Source organism: Bradyrhizobium sp. (assembly GCF_017881085.1).
Taxonomy (GTDB): Bacteria; Pseudomonadota; Alphaproteobacteria; order Rhizobiales; family Xanthobacteraceae; genus Bradyrhizobium.
Window position 1 is genome coordinate 1 of the sequence record NZ_JADGRI010000109.1, and the last position, 15,080, is coordinate 15,080.

Sequence of the window (15,080 nt, forward strand, 5' to 3'; positions counted from 1 at the left end):
GCGCCCTGCCCGCCGGCGGCGACGTCGGCGGCGCGGAAATCGTGCATGACCGGGATATGGATGGCCTTGGCGAGCGCGGCGGCGTCGCCGATCTGCACGGTCATTTTCTGCGCGGGGCGGTGCAGCACAGTCTGGCCGTGAAAACCGACGATATCGATATCCCCCGACGAGATCCGGTTCTGCGCGGTAAAGGCGGCAACGGCTTCCGCATGCGCGACGGTGACGGCGCGCTCGGCCTCGCGGAGGATGCCCGGCCGCGCGTCGCGCTGGCCCAGGTCGACGGCCTCCGTCAGGGCCTGGCGCAGCAGGCTGCGTTCTTTATCGGTATAAGGCCGGTAGCCGGAGGGGCCGAACGCGTTGACCCGCCTGCCGTCGGTCTCGATCAAGGCGACGTCGACCCCGTCGAGCGAGGTGCCGCTCATCAGACCGATTGCCGTCAACATTGTCGCCATGGTGCCTTCGCAAGCTTCCTGCTGCCCTGACGCCCTGCTTGTGTCAAACAAGCACATCTTATAATGCCACAACGCCCCGGCCGGCGGCAGCCCGTCCCTTCAGGGTTCCGCAAATCCCTGAAAATAACGTAAAATTAGCATGATCAGAGTCGCACACAGATGACTGCATTTAAATCAGACTTTCTCAAGGTGCTGCAGGAACGCGGCTTCATCCATCAGATTTCGGACCCCGATTCGCTGGACGCGCTGGCGGCGCGGCGTGAGCTGACGGCCTATATCGGCTTCGACTGCACCGCACCTTCGCTGCACGTCGGCTCGATGGTGCAGATCATGTGCCTCTATTGGCTGCAGCAGACCGGCAACAAGCCGATCGCGCTAATGGGCGGCGGCACCACCCGCGTCGGCGATCCCTCCGGCAAGGACGAGACCCGCAAGATCCTGTCGATCGAGGACATCGAGCGCAACAAGGACGGCATCAAGCAGGTGTTCTCGCAGTTCCTGAAGTTCGGCGACGGCAAGTCCGACGCCGTGATGCCCGACAACGCCGAATGGCTGACCAAGCTCAACTGGATCGAAATGCTGCGCGATATCGGCCGGCATTTCTCGGTCAATCGCATGCTGGCGATGGACTCGGTCAAGCTCAGGCTCGAGCGCGACCAGGAGATGAGTTTCATCGAGTTCAACTACATGATCCTGCAGGCCTACGATTTCGTAGTGCTCAACCAGCGCTACGACTGCCGCTTGCAGATGGGCGGCTCCGACCAGTGGGGCAACATCGTCAACGGCATCGACCTCGGCCGCCGCATGGGCGCGCCGCAGCTGCACGCGCTGACGACACCGCTGATCACGACGTCGTCGGGCGAGAAGATGGGCAAGACCGCGAGCGGCGCGGTCTGGCTCAACGCCGACATGAAAAGCCCCTACGAATACTGGCAATTCTGGCGCAATACCGACGACGCCGACGTGGCGCGCTTCCTGAAACTGTTCACGACGCTGCCGCTCGACGAGATCGCACGGCTGGCGACGCTGCAGGGCGCCGAGATCAACGAGGCCAAAAAGGCGCTCGCGGACTCCGCAACTACGCTGCTGCACGGCGTCGATGCGGCGCGCACGGCGGCGGAAACCGCCCGCCAGACCTTCGAGGAAGGCACCGTCGCTGAAAATCTCCCCTCGGTTGAAATTCCGCGCGCCGAACTCGATGCCGGCATCGGCGTGCTGGCGGGGTTCGTCAGAGCCGGCCTTGTCGCTTCGAACGGCGAGGCACGGCGGCAGATCAGGGGCGGCGGCCTGCGCGTCAACGACGTTGCCGTGACCGACGAGAAGATGCTTCTCACGCCAGCCGATCTGACGCCCGAAGGCGTGATCAAGCTGTCGCTCGGCAAGAAGCGCCACATCCTGCTCAAGCCTGCATAGGCGCATTCGCTTTTGACCCTTGCTCCAGGACGCGGAAATGCGCTCCTTGGGAGCGCGGTCAGCAAAAGTTGGAATCCGGTTTTGCGTCCGACCGCGCTCAAACGAGCAAGGCATGGATAAGAACACGCCACGGGAGGAAACCTTAGCGAAGCTGGCAAAGCCGGCGCGCGTGGCGCTCAACGTGCTGGCGCTGTGTTTCACCCTGTCGGTGTTCGGCCGCGGGCTCGGCGAGAGTTTTACCGTATTCCTGAAGCCGATCTCGGAGAGTTTCGGCTGGGACCGCGCAGAGGTCGTCTCGGTCTATTCGCTGACCGCCCTGGCCGGCGGCCTCGCCGCGCCGCTGATCGGCCGGCTGTTCGACCGCTCGGGGCCTCGGGCCGTCTATTCGCTCGGACTGTTGCTGCTTGGCGGCGCATTCCTGGTCGCGGCCCATTCGCAATATCTCTGGCAGTTCCAGCTCAGCCTCGGGCTTTGCGTCGGCACCGGCATCGCCTTCATCGGCAATGTGCCGAATTCGATCCTGCTCGGCCGCTGGTTCGGCCCGCGATTGCCGACCGCAATGGCCGTGGTCTATTCCGCCACCGGTGCGGGCGTCCTGATCCTGCTGCCGGCGTCGCAGATCCTGATCGACCATATCGGCTGGCGCGACGCCTATCAGATTTTCGGCATCGCCTCGCTGCTCCTCATGGTGCCATTGTTGCTGTTGCCGTGGCGGTTGTTCTCCACCGGCTCGCCGCATCTGGCCAAGAGCGCCGCCGCCGAATTGGTCGACGAAGGCTGGACGCTGGTGAGCGCGATGCGCCACCACGCGTTCTGGGCGCTGTTCTCGACCTTCTTCTTCACCGCCATCGGCATGTATGCGATCTCGCCGCAGGTCGTGGCCTATCTGATCGACGCCGGGTTCCCGCCTTTGCAGGCGGCGACCGCCTGGGGTTTTTCCGGCATCGTGCTGCTGTTCGGGATGCTCGGCGTGTCCTGGCTCGACGGCATCATCGGCCGCAGGCCATCGGTGCTGTTCAGCTATGCTATCTCGATTGCCGGCATCGTGATGCTGTGGCTTCTGCAGTGGTATCCGAACTTCTGGCTGCTGTCTGGCTTTGTCGTTTGTTTCGGCAGCATGATCGGCTCGCGCGGACCGCTCCTGAGCGCAACCGCCATGAAGATCTTTCGCGGCAAACGCGTCGGCACCATCTACGGCGCCATCTCGTTCGGCAGCGGGCTGGGATCGGCATTCGGATCCTGGGGCGGCGGCCTGATCCACGACTGGACCCACAGCTATAATCCGCTGCTCGCGTTTGCGCTGGTCAGCGTGCTCCTGGGGATGATTCCGTTCCTGGTGGTGCCGGCGCTGCGGCGCTAGATTCGCTCTCCGCCATCAGGCGCAAAGTGCCGCATTCGGCGCCAGATCAGCCGACAGATGCAACGCTGAGTTGCCGCTCGCGCAGGGCTGCCTGATTCATCTTCACCATTGATAAAAAGGTTCCTGATATTCCCTCTGCAAACAAGTCTGCGGGGGCCACTAAATGAACGTGCTTAGCCGATTGAAGATCCGTACCAAGCTGGCGAGCATGGTGGTCCTGGCGGCGCTGGCGGTTTGTGCGATCGTCGCGCTCGCGGCTTCCCTGAGCCAGAACCGCATGCGCGAGGACCGGCTCGCACAGCTCCACACCGCGGTCGATCTTCTGTTCGGCCTGGCACAGTCGGAACAGGACGAGGTCACGGCCGGAAAGATGACGCTCCCCGAGGCGCAGGCTCAATTTCGCGCGCGCGCCCGCAAGATGATCTTCGGCAACGGCCAAGCCTACCCCGTCGTCTACAACGCAGACACCTCCCTCTTGCTGAATGGAGCCAATCCCCAACTCGAGGGCAAAATCACCGGCGCGGTCGACTCCAACGGCGTCGTGATCGCCGACGCGCAGGTCAAAGCCGCGCGAAGCAGCCCGGAGGGCGGAACCACCTCTTATCTGTACCCCCGCCCCGGCCAGACCGTCCCGATCCCGAAAGTGGTGTTTGTACGCCACTTTGCGCCATGGAACGTCATCATGAGCTATGGGCTCTATGTCGATGATCTCGATGCCGACGTGAATGCATTGCTGATCCGCCTCGGCACGATCGGCGCTGTCGTCCTGGCGCTGATGGCGCTGCTGTCATGGTTGATCGCCCGGGACATCCTGGGAGCGCTCGACCGGCAAAAGAACCGGATGGAAAGCATTGCCGGCGGATCCCTGGACCAGGTAGTCGAGGAGACCGGGCGCGGCGACGAGATCGGACGCATGGCGGAAACGCTGGAGATGCTGCGGCAGACGGCGCGGACGGCGCGGGCGCTCGAAGCGGAGCAGGTCGCCAGCAAGCAGCAGGCCGAAAGCGAGAAGCGCGAAGCCCTGATCGCGCTGGCCAACCGGTTTGACGCTTCCGTGGGCCGGCTGGTCGGACTGATGGCGTCGGGATCGACCGAACTGGAATCGACCGCGCAATCCATGACCGGCACGGCGGAGCGCACCAACCAGCAGGCCACGATCGTCAGCACGGCGGCAACGGAAGCCAGCGACCGCGTGCAGACGGTCGCCGCAGCCGCGGAAGAATTGTCCTCGTCGATCTCCGAGATCAGCCGCCAGGTCGCGCAATCCGCCGAGATCACCACCCGTGCCGTCGACAATGCGCGCCGCACCGACACCATCGTGCGGGCGCTCGCCGACGGTGCCAAACAGATCGAGGACGTGGCAGAGCTGATTTCGAGTATCGCGGGACAGACCAACCTGCTCGCGCTCAATGCCACCATCGAAGCCGCGCGCGCGGGCGAGGCCGGACGGGGCTTCGCCGTGGTCGCAGCCGAGGTCAAGGATCTGGCAAGCCAGACCGCGGACGCCACCAAGGAAATCGGCACCCGCATCAGCCAGATCCAGAGCGCCACCAAGGAAGCCGTCGAGGCGATCCAGGGCATCACCGCCACGATCGAGGAAGTCAGCGTAATCGCAACCGCGATCGGCTCGGCGATCGAGGAACAGGGCGCGGCGACCGCAGAGATCGCGCGCAACGTCACGCAGACGGCGAAGGCGACGCAGGATGTGACGACGAATATTGGCGGGGTCAGCGCCGCGGCCAATGAGACCGGCGGCGCCGCCAGCCTCGTTCTCACCGCGGCCTCCAATCTCTCCAAGCAGGCCGAACAACTGTCAGGCGAGGTCAACGTCTTCCTGGCCGGCGTACGCGCCGCCTAGCTCCTGTCCGGAAATTACGCTGCAGACAAATGACGACCGCAGCGTCCGGATTCACCGTTGTCGAATCCCGATGCTCGCAGGGTCTTCACGCAAAGCCGAGCGTCACCCCTGTGCGTTACCAGGGTATCCGATCCACAACAACGCCGAGCGCAATCAGGATCACAAAAGGCAGGTAAGAGCCAAACCGCGAACCCTCGCCGGACGTGGGGATCGCGCCAACCGGATTGTTGCTGAAACCCTGGCGTCGACGCTCAATCAAAACAACCATTGCCACAGTGGCACATGCCATCGCCGTGAACATCCCTGATCCTTCCCCGATCTCGCTCGACCGTCTTGGCGCGGTCGATGCAGCGGGCATTTTCTCACAGCACGGCGCAAATGCAAGGCGAATGCAAGAAAGAAGAACGGCTGCACGGGAGTGGACCGAATCAGCGCGATGTTTAACCATGGCTGCCTTGTTGCGTCCTGAGTCCTCATCCAATGTCGCACGCTGAATACTTCTCAAGACCGTTCCCGCTTGTTGCGAAACTTGCGACGATGCTGCGCAATAATGCGGCGGTGCAGTTCGTTTTCGCCCGATTTGCGGGATTGCTGCGCAGCAACAAAAACCGCGAAGAACCGCGCGCCAGCCCGTTTCTTGGCGAAATTCCCGCCGCTGGTGATATGCCCGGCGCTGGAAGCGCCGACACGCCGTTGGCTCACTCGGAGATATCGGGCGAACCCACGATTGCGTCTGATTCCGACCTGACAGATAGAGAAAGACTCATTCGGCGCCGCTGGGCGGAGACCGGGATCAAGATGTGGAGTCCGGATGTCGGCGGTGCCGGACATGCGGCGCTGAACATTCAAGGGTGCGCGGACTTGCTGCCGGTGAAGCCCGGCGAGACGCGACGCGAATACGACCGGCTCGAATTCAAGCTGATCGCAGGACAAATCGTTTGCGAAGGCGTTGTCGTCGATCCGCCAAAGCGTTGGAAATAGCCCGCCGGCCGCAGATCAGTTGTTGTTGTTGGTTGGGAATTCGATCGGGGGCTTGCCGGTGCCGAACTCAAAGATCTTCCTGAGCACGCCGGGCGCCATTGCCGAAATCGGATTGACGTTCAGCACCGGCTGGCCGGGCGTCCCGACGATCTCGTAGGTGACCCCGATCAGCCCCTCGTTGCTGCCGCCGCCCAGAAACAGCCCGACGATCGGAATCTGGCCGAACATGTTGTTCAGGCCGTACATCGGAACGAAGGTGCCGCTCATGCGCACCTGGTTGCCGGGATAATCGATGCTGCCTCCGATGGTCCCGCCGATCATCGGTCCTTTGACGACGCCATCCCGGATTGTGAGCTGGCCGTTTTGCCGGGTGAATTCCGCGCGCAGCCGCGAAAAGGCGACGCCGTTCTGCAGTCCGGCCTGTCCACCGGCGGCGATGCGGTCGAGCGACGCCTCCCCCTTGACCGAGAAATCGCGGACGCTGATCAGGCCCTCTTTCGTGCTGGGCTCGACCGTCGGAGGGTCCATGGCCAATTGAAGCTGGCCGCCAACCGCCCTGGAATAGGTATCGGTGAGGCGGAAGAATGCGCCGGCGTCGTTGGTCTCGAGATAGATCACGTCGTGGCCCTGCGGGCCGCCGCGCAAATCCGCCGTCAGGGGGGCATCGCGTCCAAGCTTGCCGGAGAGCGCGAAGCTTTTGATCAAGCCGTTGCGCCTTGAGAGCTTGCAGTCGACGCTGCGCAGCGCCTCGCCAAAATAGCCGGCAACCGCTCCCAACTTGAGGTCGACATCGAAATCGATGCTCTTGGCCTTGCTCTTGCTGTCGCTTTCCTTGCCCGAAATGGCCGACTTGAGAAAACCACGCCCGTCGAACACGTCGCCGCGCATCGTCACCTTCACCACTCCGTCGGAGCCCCGTTCGGCTTTCAGCGCGGTCTTGTCGCCGTCGGATGGCGAGTAGGTCGGGAAGTTCGCGTTGACGAGGTCGCCGTTCTGGTCGACCTCGAGCGATCCCTTGATCGATACCCCGCCGCCGTCGATGACGATATCCTCGAAACGGGTCGATTGCGGCTTCTGCACCACGTTGAAAACGGCGCGGCTCGTCTTGCCCGGCAATTTGACCCAGCCCGGCAGAATATTGTCGAGCTTGAGGGCGGTCAGGTCGGCTTCAACGCCGAGGCGGCCGTCGGAGCCGATCTTGCCGCTCAGCTTGACCGGCAGCGCGCCGCTGACGGCGGACCCAAGATCGAGTCCCAGCTTGGCCCGGCTGGCGTCATCGAGCGTCGCCTGCAGCTTGATATCCGCATCGCCCTCGGCTGGCTTGCGGTAGTCCAGCGAGGCCGGCTGTCCGTTGATCTTGACGTCGCCCTTGACCTGATAGCCTGCGTTGTTGGCAACAATCTTGAGCGCGTTGGCTTCGAGCTTTTGATTCATCACCAGCTTGTCGGCGGCAAATCCGTTGAGATCCGCTGACACGGCATAGGTGGTGTCGGCCTTCGTCAGTTCGCCCTTGACCGGCAGGCCGAGCGTGACGAAAGCCGAAATCGTCCCCTTGCTCGAATTGGGATCGATCAGGGTCCCGGAGAGGTCGCTGAGACGGTCGGAGGCGAGAATTTCAGCCGCCGCCGGCACCGGACCGTCGATCCGGAACCGGATCTTGGCTGGCGAAGGCTTCGGCGCCATGTCCGGGACCTCGAACACGAAGTCCGAGATGTTGAGCTTGCGCCCTGCCGGCGTATCGGACACCGCCTGCCCGATCGTCACGGTCGCCGTGCGGCCGGTAACGTGCGCCTTCAGATCCGCGTCGTGCACCGACGGCATTTCGTCCACGGGGTGCACGGTGACGCCGCTCGCGACGATGTTGACGGCGAGGCCGTCATCGGGGATCGGCGGGCCCCGCCGCGAGAGGTTGCGGACCGGCGAGTTGACGCCGATCTCGATGCGCTGAAGCGAGCCGCGTTCGATGCGCTCGATGACCCATTGGCGCACCTCCGGGACGATCAGGATCGGCCACATCCGCTTCAGCGCGGACGCCGTCATCGGCGTGCCCGCGAAACCGAGCGTCAGGCGCGGCTCTGCCGAATAATCGATGCTGCCGGTTCCGGCGATGCCGATCTCGCCGTTGCTGATGTCGGCCTGGGTCAGCAGCACCCGCCGCCTGTCGGTGTCGAAGCGCATGCCGATGGCGATGCGGTTGAAAATCAGAGGGGGCTGGTCGGAGTCGATTTCGGCGAGCACGATGGTGCCGCCGGAAAAGCCGAGCTGCCAGTCGGAAACGCTGTCATTGGGTGGCTCCAGATGAGCCAGTAACGTGATCCGGTTAGCGCCGGAAATGATCTTGAACGGCGCCACCAGAACCCGCCGTCCGGCGTCCCAATCGACGCTGATTTCCGCCGAATCGATCGCCATCGGATAATTGGGCGTGTCGCTGTCGATGATGCTGCCCGCGCCCGCGGTGAGTTTGCCGCTGAAATAGGTCGGCAGGCCGTCCCGCCCCAGTTCACCCTTCAACTCGCCGGTGAGCGGCAAATCCGCGCTGTAGGTCAGGTCCTTCAACCGCAGCGCCAGCAGGATATTGCTGGTCGAGACCTTGTCGGCGCGAATGTCGACCGATCGCACGCCGTTCTCGGGACGTCCCACCGCAACGCGAAGCGACCAGGCACGGCTGCCCTCTTCGCCGAGGCTCAGCGCTACGCCGCCGGCGCTCGGCCTGCGAAGGCTCAAGGAGATGTTTTCGAAATTCCATTTATTGCCGCGCTGCTGATCGTCGATGACCAGGCTTCCATTCTTCAGACCGATCTCGTTGAGGTTCTGTCCGTCAAGCCCGGTCAGGCTCAGGCTGTCGAGCCAATCGAGGCCGGCCAGCAGTCCGCTTTGCGCACTGTCCGGAATGCTCGCGCCGGGAGCGGATTGGGCAGCGGGTGAAGACGGAGCAGCGGCTCCGGTCGGCGGCGTCCCGGGGATTTGACGTGGAAAGGTGGGCGCGATGCCAGCCTGTTTTTTCGAGGCAACGCCGGTGGCGAGCGGCTTGGCGTTGTCGCCTGCGGAAACGGTCACATAGCCATCCGGCGTGATGCGCACCGCGAGCTCCGCATCCACCAGATTGAGGCTTTCGGCGCGAAGCCGTCCCATCAACAGCGCGGCGCCCGACAGCTTCACCTCGGCTTTCGGCGCGCTGGCCACGATCGCATGGTCGCGATCCCTGACAATGATGTCGCGGATGCGCACGGCGATACGGATTCGCCCCGCCCGCTCGATTTGCGTGCCGCCCACCTCGACCGTGTTGCCGTGGCCGATATTTTCCTCGATCGCCGCCGCCAGCCAGGGCGTGGCCATATCAAGATTGATCGGGCCGGCGCCGAGCCGCCACCATAGCGCGCCGAAGGAACCTGCAAAGATCACCACCAAGGCGGCGATCACGATAGCGAGGCGCTTCACCCAGCGTTCGCTCACCAGCCAAAGGCGCAGCGCTGCGAGGCGGTCACCGAGCCGGTGCAAGCCGGAGTTCGATCGCGACAGCAGCCGGCGCGCGCGATGACCGGCCGCCTCGTCATGGTCCTGATCCCAATCGGCATCATCCCATTGCGGAGGCTGGACGTCAGCACGCGGACTTAACCCCTGGGGCGACGTATTCCTTGCCATTGCCTCTCGGTGCTGGCGCTGGTTGTGAGATTGATCGCCGCCAAGGCCGCGCCCGTCGATACGTAGCGGGCGCTCCTGTGCCGACATCGCTGCCAATCCTCGATTAGTACTGTTACCCGTCATCCCGCCCAAGCAGTACGGTCAACGAGCGGACGGGTGGTGCGTCGAGTTCCTTGTAACCATACTCCGAGGCCATCAGACTTGCCCAGCGACCGGCTTGATTCCGACCTTCCGGGACAAGACCCGCGATAGCTCATGATTGATCCGCCGAAAGCGACGAAAGGAAGGCGTATGTCCAAGAAAACGCGCAAGAAATTCCCAAAGAAATCCCCCAAGAAATCCCCAAAGCCGGCCTCTCGAAAGACGGTTTCCCGCAAACCGGCCCCCACTCAACTGGTGAAATCGGCGAAGAAGCGGCGAACCAGGACCCCGGCCGAGGCGAGCGAATCGGCCAAGCACGCAACAGAGAGGGCTACAAAGAAAACCGCCAACGCTACCCGGAAAGCATCGCAGAAGGCCCCCTCAAAAGCGTTAAAGTCCACAGGCCCGAAGGCTCCCGCGCGATCGAAGACGGCAGCGGTCAAGGCCGAGGCCGCCAATCCGGCCGCGAGCAAGCCGCCGACACGACCGACCGACACGCCGGCCGCCGGCAAGACCGGCCTGACCGAGGGAACCAAGGCGCCCGCTTTCCATCTGCCGCGCGACGGCGGCGGCACGGTCTCACTGTCCGACTATGCCGGCAAGAACCTCGTGCTGTTTTTCTACCCCCGCGCGGACACTCCGGGCTGCACCAAGGAGGCCATCGACTTCACCCGTCTGTGGGGGGCCTTTGCCGAAAGCGGGACCGCCTTGCTCGGCGTTTCCGCCGACCCGCCGAAGGCGCAGGAGGCGTTCCGGGACAAGCACGAGCTCGTCACGCCTCTTGCGTCGGATGAACAACATCAGATGCTGGATGCGTACGGGGTCTGGGGCGAAAAATCCATGTACGGCAGGACTTTCCTGGGCATTCTTCGCACCACGGTTCTGGTCGGCGCGGATGGCAGGATCGTCAAAGTCTGGCGCAATGTCAGGGTTGACGGGCACGCGGACGAAGTGCTCGCGGCGGCGCGCGCGCTATAATTTGAAGGGTTCCATTCGCTAAAAATTAACCATGAGAAGGTCAAATCACCCCCGCAAATGAGGCCGTACGGAACCGATCTCCGACCGGCGCGGGAGTGCCGATGTCGTACCGTTCCGGTCATTATTCCGAGTACCCTCACCACCATTCCCATGACCATGGAAGGGCATCCGCTCGCCGGCCCGCGGCGAGCCCGGCCGCCGCGGCCGGGCCTGCGCGGGACGGCTACACCCTGGTCCACGCCGGCAAACAGGTCCGGTTTGGACCGGTCGTGTTCTGGATCGTGGTCGGCACCGTGACCGTGCTCGGGATGTGGTCGGCGGCGACCGCGACCTATTTTGCCTTTCGCGATGACGTGCTGACGCGGTTGATCGCACGCCAGGCGGAGATGCAATACGCCTACGAGGACCGCATCGCCGAATTGCGCGCCAAGGTCGATCGCACCACCAGCCGCCAGCTGCTCGACCAGGAACAGTTCGACCAGAAGCTCGACCAGATCATGCGCCGCCAGACCGCGCTCGAATCGCGGGCTACGGCGCTCGGCGCCATCCCCGATGTCGGAGTCACCGGTTCGATCAGGCCACCGGCGCGAGGCGCCGCAGCCGGCGATTCGGCACCTTCGGGCACGCCGAAACCGTCGCCGATCAGCGATACTGTGATCTTCGTGGCGCCGCCGGATCGCGAAGCACGGCTGGAATCGCGTGCGCCCATTGCCCCCGCGGTCCAGCCGAACCAGTTTGCCAAGGTCCAGGGCGTGGATAACGTTCTGGTTCGCCTGCAGAGTTCGCTCGATAAGATCGAGAGCCGACAGATCGCAGCGCTCAACGCGGTCGAAGACGGCATGGATTCGCGAATGCGCCGGATGCGCGGCGTCTTCAGCGATCTCGGCCTCGACATGGCGCAACTGGAAGCCGCGACGCCGCGCGCGCCGATGGGTGGCCCCTTCGTTCCTGTAAAACTTCCGCCGAACGCCGGCGCGTTCGAGCGCCAGCTCTACCGGATCAACGTCACCCGAGCCCAGGTCGAGCGTCTCAACCGGACGCTAGCGCTGGTGCCCTATCGCAAGCCGGTGATCGGAGAAGTCGAATTCACCAGCGGATTCGGGGTCCGCAGCGATCCCTTCCTCGGCCGCCCGGCCATGCACACCGGTCTCGATTTTCGCGCTGCCTCGGGCGATCCGGTGCGGGCCACGGCGAACGGAAAAGTGGCGTCGGCCGGATGGGCCGGCGGCTACGGCCGCATGGTGGAAATCGACCACGGCAACGGCCTGTCGACCCGCTACGGCCATTTGTCCGAGATCGGCGTCAAGGTCGGCGACCAGATCAAGATCGGACAGGTGATCGGCGAAGTCGGCTCAACCGGACGGTCGACCGGACCGCATCTGCACTACGAAACAAGGATCGACGGCGAAGCGGTCGACCCGCAGAAATTCCTGCGCGCCGGCGTGCGGCTGGCCGCGGGCTGAAGCAAACGCGCTAGTGTCCCACCTCGCCGGTGATGACGTCGCCGAACAGCCGCCATGCCTCGCCGTCGAACCGCATCAGCTGCATCTGCTCGATCGGGAAGAAGTCGTCCGGGCCGGTATTGACCTTGATGCCCGGCAGCATCACGTCGCTGGAAAAGTTCTTGATGCTGGCGGCCTGCTTCATGACGTTTTCGCGCGTCAGATCGTCGCCGCACTGTTTGATCACCTGAACCATGGTCTGCGCGACCGCATAACCGTAGACATTGTTGCTGTTGGTCTTGTCGCCATCAGGATAATATTTGTCCATGAAGGCTCGCCATGTCTGCACGCCCGGATCGTCCTTGCAGGCCGGATCGGTGGGATCCTTCAGATAGGCCGTCGAGATGATGCCCTTGGCGAATTCGAGACTAGCCGGCTTCAGCACGCCGGCCACCGATGTCGAGACGTTCGCGAGGAAGAATTTCGGTTTCCAGCCGAGTTCGCCGACCTTGCGGATCGCCTGCGCCGATCCCTTCGGCGCGGCTCATGAGAAGAAAATATCCGCGCCGGAATCGTGCAGCGCGACAATCTGCGAATCGATTGAGGGGTCGCTGACCTCATAGGATTTGTCGGCGACGATCATGTTGGCCTTGTCGCCGAGCCCTTCCCGCAGCCCTTTGACCTGATCCCGGCCGGCGTCGTCGTTCTGCCAGAACACGGCGATCTTGCCGCTCGGAAAGTGGTCGAGGACGTACTTGGCGTAGATGCGCCCCTCGCTCTGGTAGTTGGGCTGCCAGCCCATGGTCCACGGAAAATTCTTCGGATCACCCCATTTGGTCGCGCCGGTAGCGACGAAAAGCTGCGGCACCTTCTTGGCGTTCATGTATTTCTGAATCGCCGAGTTGGACGGCGTTCCCAGCGGCTGGAAGATCAGCAACACCTCGTCGCCTTCCACCAGCTTGCGTGCCTGTTCGATCGCCTTGGGCGGACTATAGGCGTCGTCATAGGTGATGAATTTGATCTTGCGGCCGTTGATGCCGCCTTCGGCGTTGACCTTGTCGAAGTACGCCGCTTCAGTCTTGCCGATCACGCCGTAGGAGGAAGCCGGACCGCTATAGGGCATGATATTGCCGATTTTGATCTCGGTATCGCTGGCGCCCGGATCGTATTTCTTTTCCGCGCTCGCGGCGGTCGTGGTCATTATGGTGGCGGTGGCAACCGCCGCCATCGCCATCAGGCCTCGCATGCGAGCTGGCATCATTTCCTCCCTTGCCGTCTTATTTTCTGCAAGTTTCGCAAGTCGCGGCCGGGCTTGCAAGCACCGGCTTATGCCGCGACGCGAAACGGCATTGTTGCCTGCAGCCAATTATGATTGATGCATGGCAGCACCCGTCACGTACAAGGCGCTGTCACTTGGAAGGTCCAGTCACTTAGAAGGCGCAAGGCTTGGCACCGAACCGACGAATTGGCGCGCGACACCCGAGACTTGGCGAAGCCGGATTTCGCGCGGCGCGATGGCTCGCGACGCGCTTGATGGGGCTCGCGGGCTTTCATCGGCTGGGGTCGGAGTTTGCGAAAGCGCGGATCGCACTCGTCCGCGACAAACTCAATCGCGGGGAAACGGTTTATCTCGCGGGGCTGGCGCCTCCTGGCACCCATAATTCAGGCGTTGCGCTGATCGAGGTGACCAAGGCCAATGGGCCGCGCCTGATCGTCAACAATGAGGAAGAACGCTTCTCCGGCAACAAGCATACGACGGAATATCCGCGAGCCTCGATCGATGCGATGGTGGCGACGCTGCGCGGCGTGGGCCGGGACATCGGCGACATCGACGCCTGGCTGACGAGCTGGGATTACCCTGATCTGGCCGGCACGATTGCCCGCTCGGTGCTGGAGGAAGTGCCGCAAAGTCTGAAGCTGTTGCGCACCACGGAAGCCGCGGGTTTTGACGGCCGCAGGCTCGACCAGATGACCCGCACGCCGAAAATTCTTGGCCGGCAGCTTGGCCTCGCCGAGCGGGTGCCGCTGATCTGCATGCCGCATCACGACAACCATGCCTGGTTTTCGTATGCCGCCTCCCCATTCGCCGATAATGACGAAGCGACAGCCGTCGCGGTGCTCGACGGCACCGGCGACAGAGGGTCGATCTCGCTCTATGCCGTCGAGAATCGGGTCATGCGCCAGCTATATTGCAACGACAGCATGTTCGACTCGCTCGGCGCCTTCTACAGCGTGATCTCATCGACGCAGGGCGGCTGGACCTGGCTGTCCAGCGAGGGCCGCTACATGGGCGCCGCCGCATGGGGCGACATGGACCGCGCCAGCAATCCCTATTACGCGCGACTGAAAAACGTTCTGGATTTCGGCGGCGGCGGCGAGGTCCGGATCAACCGCGCATTGGCCAACTGGTACTGCGACCCCTTCGATCATCCCTACAAGGCCGCGCTGATCGAGATCCTGGGTGAGCCGCTCAAACCCGGCCAGCTCTGGAATCCCGACGCGGTGCTGCGCGTCGAGGATATCCACCACCGGCCCGACACAAAAGATCGTCTCGACAAGGCGGCGGCGACGCAACTGGTGTTCGAAGATGCGATGATCCATGTCGTGGATCATCTCTTGCGGACGACCGGCTCAAGCCGGCTGGTGCTCACGGGCGGCGTGGCGTTGAACGCGGTCGGCAATATGCGACTGCTCGAACATTTCGACGAGGCGTGGTTTTCGAACGCGCAACAGCGCAAGGCCCGCCTGCATCTGTGGGTGCCGCCGACGCCCGGCGACCCCGGCGTGCCCATCGGCGCCGCGTGGCTGTTCGC

At 63.5% G+C, this 15,080-nt stretch carries 10 protein-coding genes and 1 pseudogene; 7 read left to right on the forward strand and 4 right to left on the reverse strand.

Annotated features, from left to right (window positions below):
* A partial coding sequence (locus QZ213_RS12660; RefSeq protein WP_291686422.1) for an anhydro-N-acetylmuramic acid kinase occupies positions 1-443 on the reverse strand: 443 nt, incomplete at its 3' end.
* Between the two features lie 168 nt (positions 444-611).
* Here QZ213_RS12660 and tyrS point away from each other — a divergent pair.
* From tyrS to QZ213_RS12675, 3 genes are all read left to right on the forward strand, one after another.
* Positions 612-1,865, forward strand: coding sequence for a tyrosine--tRNA ligase (gene tyrS, locus QZ213_RS12665; protein ID WP_291686413.1), 1,254 nt, complete (start codon positions 612-614; stop codon positions 1,863-1,865).
* Between the two features lie 112 nt (positions 1,866-1,977).
* Positions 1,978-3,225: an MFS transporter gene (locus QZ213_RS12670; RefSeq protein WP_291686414.1), complete on the forward strand. Its 1,248-nt coding sequence runs from the start codon at positions 1,978-1,980 to the stop codon at positions 3,223-3,225.
* 163 nt (positions 3,226-3,388) lie between these two features.
* Positions 3,389-5,083 (forward strand): methyl-accepting chemotaxis protein, encoded by a 1,695-nt coding sequence (locus QZ213_RS12675; protein ID WP_291686415.1) that lies wholly within the window; start codon positions 3,389-3,391, stop codon positions 5,081-5,083.
* A 115-nt stretch (positions 5,084-5,198) separates the two neighbouring features.
* Here the strand turns inward: QZ213_RS12675 and QZ213_RS12680 are convergent, their stop codons facing one another.
* Positions 5,199-5,384, reverse strand: coding sequence for a hypothetical protein (locus QZ213_RS12680; protein ID WP_291686416.1), 186 nt, complete (start codon positions 5,382-5,384; stop codon positions 5,199-5,201).
* 179 nt (positions 5,385-5,563) lie between these two features.
* On the opposite strand from QZ213_RS12680, the gene QZ213_RS12685 reads away from it, so the two are divergent.
* On the forward strand, positions 5,564-6,064 hold the full coding sequence (locus tag QZ213_RS12685; protein ID WP_291686417.1) for a hypothetical protein: 501 nt from the start codon (positions 5,564-5,566) through the stop codon (positions 6,062-6,064).
* Between the two features lie 15 nt (positions 6,065-6,079).
* Here QZ213_RS12685 and QZ213_RS12690 read toward each other — a convergent pair whose 3' ends face one another.
* Positions 6,080-9,793, reverse strand: a complete 3,714-nt coding sequence (locus tag QZ213_RS12690; protein ID WP_291686418.1) for a DUF3971 domain-containing protein — start codon at positions 9,791-9,793, stop codon at positions 6,080-6,082.
* Positions 9,794-9,997: 204 nt separating this feature from the next.
* Here QZ213_RS12690 and QZ213_RS12695 point away from each other — a divergent pair, with 204 nt between their 5' ends.
* Positions 9,998-10,825: a redoxin domain-containing protein gene (locus QZ213_RS12695; RefSeq protein ID WP_291686419.1), complete on the forward strand. Its 828-nt coding sequence runs from the start codon at positions 9,998-10,000 to the stop codon at positions 10,823-10,825.
* A 101-nt stretch (positions 10,826-10,926) separates the two neighbouring features.
* Positions 10,927-12,288, forward strand: coding sequence for a peptidoglycan DD-metalloendopeptidase family protein (locus QZ213_RS12700; RefSeq protein ID WP_291686420.1), 1,362 nt, complete (start codon positions 10,927-10,929; stop codon positions 12,286-12,288).
* A gap of 10 nt (positions 12,289-12,298) precedes the next feature.
* Here QZ213_RS12700 and QZ213_RS12705 read toward each other — a convergent pair.
* A pseudogene (locus tag QZ213_RS12705) lies at positions 12,299-13,525 on the reverse strand (ABC transporter substrate-binding protein).
* 275 nt (positions 13,526-13,800) lie between these two features.
* Between QZ213_RS12705 and QZ213_RS12710 the strand changes: the two are divergent.
* A partial coding sequence (locus tag QZ213_RS12710) for a carbamoyltransferase N-terminal domain-containing protein (protein WP_291686421.1) occupies positions 13,801-15,080 on the forward strand: 1,280 nt, incomplete at its 3' end.